Source organism: Mesorhizobium sp. M7A.F.Ca.CA.003.01.2.1 (assembly GCF_003998945.1).
GTDB lineage: Bacteria > Pseudomonadota > Alphaproteobacteria > Rhizobiales > Rhizobiaceae > Mesorhizobium > Mesorhizobium ciceri.
The window spans coordinates 1-2,406 of sequence record NZ_RZRA01000860.1 but is presented as its reverse complement, the minus strand read 5'-3'; the positions used below and the strand labels follow the sequence as shown (position 1 = coordinate 2,406).

General features: G+C 65.6%; 3 protein-coding genes. All 3 read left to right on the top strand.

Annotation, left to right across the window (positions count from 1 at the left end):
* A partial coding sequence (locus EN969_RS26760) for an oligopeptide/dipeptide ABC transporter ATP-binding protein (protein ID WP_348632416.1) occupies nucleotides 1-225 on the top strand: 225 nt, incomplete at its 5' end.
* Nucleotides 222-1,196 (top strand): ABC transporter ATP-binding protein, encoded by a 975-nt coding sequence (locus tag EN969_RS26755; protein ID WP_013533007.1) that lies wholly within the window; start codon nucleotides 222-224, stop codon nucleotides 1,194-1,196. The genes EN969_RS26760 and EN969_RS26755, both read left to right, overlap by 4 nt.
* 48 nt (nucleotides 1,197-1,244) lie before the next feature.
* The coding region (locus tag EN969_RS26750; protein WP_127419540.1) for a CocE/NonD family hydrolase at nucleotides 1,245-2,406 on the top strand (1,162 nt) is incomplete at its 3' end.

Below are 2,406 nucleotides of genomic sequence, written 5' to 3'. Positions count from 1 at the left end.
CTGGCCTGCGATCCCGCCCGGCTGTCGCAGCGTGTGCCCCGGCTGCCGACGATTGCCGGGACCTTGCCGGACCTGCGCCGCCGACCAAGCGGCTGCGTCTTCCAGCCGCGCTGCGATCGCGCCGACGCCCAATGCCTGACGACGCCTCCCAACGCCCCTGTCGGCGGATCTCATATCGCCCATTGCTGGCACGCGGACGTTCCACTGGGGGCCATGAGCGCATGAACGAAGACCTGCTCCGTGTCAGCGACCTGCGCGTCTCGTTTCGGGTTGGCGGCCTGTCCGCCAGGCTCGCGGGGCGGGCCACCGAAATCGAAGCGGTCTCCGGCGTCAGCTTCACGCTTCAACGAGGCAGCACCTTCGCGCTGGTCGGCGAATCCGGCTCGGGCAAGACGACGCTGGCGCGCACCCTCAACGGTCTTCAGCCGGTGAAAGCAGGCACGATCGTGTTCGAAGGACAGGAACTGCAAGGCCTGTCCAACGCCGCGATGAAACCGGTGCGGCGGCGCATGCCGATGATGTTCCAGGATCCGGTCGGATCGCTGTCGCCGCGGCTCAGCGTGCGCTCGCTGCTGTCGGAGCCTTTCGTCATCCACGGTTTGTCGGATCGCGATCTCAACGCTGAAGTCACACGGCTTCTTGCGCTGGTCGGTCTGCCGCGCGATTTCGCCGACCGCTACCCGCACCAGCTATCCGGCGGCCAGGCGCGCCGCGTCGGCGTTGCGCGGGCGATCGCGCTGGACCCGGTGCTGGTCGTCGCCGACGAGCCGACCGCCGGCCTCGACGTCTCCGTGCAGGGAGAGGTGCTGAACCTGCTCAACGACCTGCGCGACCGCATGGGCCTGTCGATGCTGATCATCACCCACAATCTGCATGTCGTGCGCCAGATCGCCGACCGCATGGCGGTGATGTATCTCGGACGCTTCGTCGAGCAGGGCGAAACCGAAGCGATCTTCCGTGCCCCGCATCATCCCTATACGGCGGCCCTTCTGTCCGCCAACCCCGAGCCCGATCCAGATCGGGTGCACCAGCGCATCACGCTGCCGGCTGACGTTCCGTCCTTGCTGGCGCGCCCCTCAGGCTGCGAGTTTCACACACGCTGCCCGCAGGCCGAGGGCCGTTGCGCGCTGGATGTCCCCGTCCCGGCCTCGGTCGGCGACAGCCGTCTAACCTGCCATTTCCCGCTGAACACATAAGGATCGCCACCGGCGCAAGTGTCGGCCGGGGCGTTGAGAGGAGCCGCCATGCAAGATATCCGCATCGTCACCGATTTCCCGCGCAAAATCCGCGAGATCGAGAATTTGTGGATTCCGATGCCGGATGGCGTCAAGCTGGCGGCGCGTGTCTGGCTGCCGGAAGACGCGGAGAGCGATCCCGTGCCGGCGATCCTCGAATATTTGCCCTATCGCAAGCGTGACGGAACGGTGGAGCGCGATGCGCTGACGCATCCCTATTTCGCCGGTCACGGCTATGCCGGCGTGCGGGTCGATATGCGCGGCTCGGGCGACAGCGAAGGGCTGTGCAAGGGTGAGTATCTGAAGCAGGAGCAGGATGACTGCCTGGTGGTCATCGAATGGCTGGCGAGGCAATCCTGGTGCTCGGGAAGCGTCGGCATGATCGGCATCAGCTGGGGCGGCTTCAACGGGCTGCAGGTCGCGGCCCGCCGGCCGCCGGCGCTGAAAGCCGTCGTTTCGCTGTGCTCGACCGACGACCGCTATAACGACGACGTGCATTATCTCGGCGGCGCGATGATGTGCGACAATCTGATGTGGGGAACCACCGCCTGGGCCATCGCCATGACCCCGCCCGACCCGCTCATTGTCGGCGACCGCTGGCGCGATCTTTGGAAACAACGGCTGAATGGCAATGGCATCTGGATGCAGGACTGGTTTGAACACCAGCGCCGCGACGATTTCTACAAGCACGGTTCGATCTGCGAGGAATATTCCGATGTCGAAATCCCGGTCTACGCCGTCGGCGGCTGGGCCGACGGTTATCCCAATCCGATCTTCCGGATGCTGGAAAAGCTAAGCGGTCCCCGTAAAGGGCTGATTGGACCCTGGGGCCATAAATATCCGCACTTCGCCATGCCGGGACCGCGCATCGGCTTCCTGCAGGAGTGCCTGCGCTGGTGGGATCAATATCTCAAGGGCATAAACACCGGCATTGCCGACGAGCCGATGCTGCGCGCCTGGATTCAAGATCCCGCACGGCCGGCAGCGATCTATGACGAGCGACCCGGCCGCTGGGTCGCGGAGCCGGCATGGCCGGGGCCGGGAATCGGCGAAAAGGTGCTGAACCTTGCGCCGCATGTGCTGAGCGAGGCCAGGGGCGAAGACACGATCCTGGAGATTTCATCGCCGCAGACGGCCGGCCTGTCGTCCGGCGCCTGGTGCGGTTATGGCG

Excerpts from the sequence above, each read along its gene's own strand:
- EN969_RS26755 (WP_013533007.1), top strand. The coding sequence starts at position 222 with ATGAACGAAGACCTGCTCCGTGTCAGCGACCTGCGCGTCTCGTTTCGG.